The sequence below is a fragment of the Pseudoalteromonas rubra genome, assembly GCF_000238295.3.
GTDB classification, from domain to species: Bacteria; Pseudomonadota; Gammaproteobacteria; order Enterobacterales; family Alteromonadaceae; genus Pseudoalteromonas; species Pseudoalteromonas rubra.
In genome coordinates, this window is record NZ_AHCD03000014.1 from 1 (window position 1) to 1,245 (window position 1,245).

The following is a 1,245-nucleotide window of genomic DNA, read 5'->3' on the forward strand; positions in this document are numbered from 1 at the left end:
TCAGGCATTAAAAAAGGCCGCCTAAGCGACCTTTTTCACAGTGTTACTGCAATCTGTAGATTATTCTACGATTGTAGCTACAACACCAGCACCAACTGTACGGCCACCTTCACGGATCGCGAAACGTAGACCTTCGTCCATCGCGATTGGAACGATTAGCTCAACAGTCATCTTGATGTTGTCACCAGGCATTACCATTTCTACGCCTTCTGGTAGCTCAACGTTACCAGTTACGTCAGTTGTACGGAAGTAGAACTGTGGACGGTAGCCTTTGAAGAATGGAGTATGACGGCCACCTTCATCTTTAGACAGTACGTATACTTCTGAAGTGAACTTAGTGTGTGGGTTGATTGAACCAGGCTTACAAAGAACCTGACCACGCTCAACTTCATCACGCTTAGTACCACGTAGAAGTGCACCGATGTTCTCACCTGCACGACCTTCGTCAAGCAGCTTACGGAACATTTCAACACCTGTACAAGTTGTCTTCGTAGTTTCTTTGATACCTACGATTTCAACTTCGTCGTTCACGTTGATGATACCAGCTTCAACACGGCCAGTTACAACAGTACCACGACCCTGGATTGAGAATACGTCTTCGATAGGCATGATGAAAGGCTTATCGATGTCACGCTCTGGCTCTGGGATGTAAGAATCTAGTGCTTCTGCAAGCTCAACGATCTTGTCTTCCCACTCTTTCTCGCCTTCTAGCGCTTTAAGAGCTGAACCCTGGATTAGAGGCAGGTCATCACCTGGGAAGTCGTACTCAGAAAGAAGTTCACGAACTTCCATCTCTACTAGCTCTAGTAGCTCTTCGTCGTCAACCATGTCACATTTGTTCATGAATACGATGATGTAAGGTACACCAACCTGACGAGAAAGTAGGATGTGCTCACGTGTTTGAGGCATAGGACCGTCAGTTGCAGCAACTACCAGGATCGCGCCGTCCATCTGAGCAGCACCAGTGATCATGTTTTTAACGTAGTCAGCGTGTCCAGGACAGTCAACGTGCGCGTAGTGGCGAGTTGGAGTGTCATACTCAACGTGTGAAGTTGAGATTGTGATACCACGCTCACGCTCTTCTGGAGCGTTATCGATTGATGCGAAGTCTTTCGCTTCACCACCGTATACTTTTGCAAGTACGTTAGTGATTGCTGCAGTTAGGGTAGTTTTACCGTGGTCAACGTGGCCGATAGTACCAACGTTAACGTGCGGTTTCGAACGTTCAAACTTTTCTTTTGCCAT

General features: G+C 47.1%; 1 protein-coding gene. It reads right to left on the minus strand.

The genetic code is table 11. The features are described from left to right. Positions 1-60: 60 nt before the first annotated feature. Complete coding sequence (gene tuf / locus PRUB_RS00075; RefSeq protein WP_010387468.1) at positions 61-1,245, minus strand: elongation factor Tu; 1,185 nt, start codon at positions 1,243-1,245, stop codon at positions 61-63.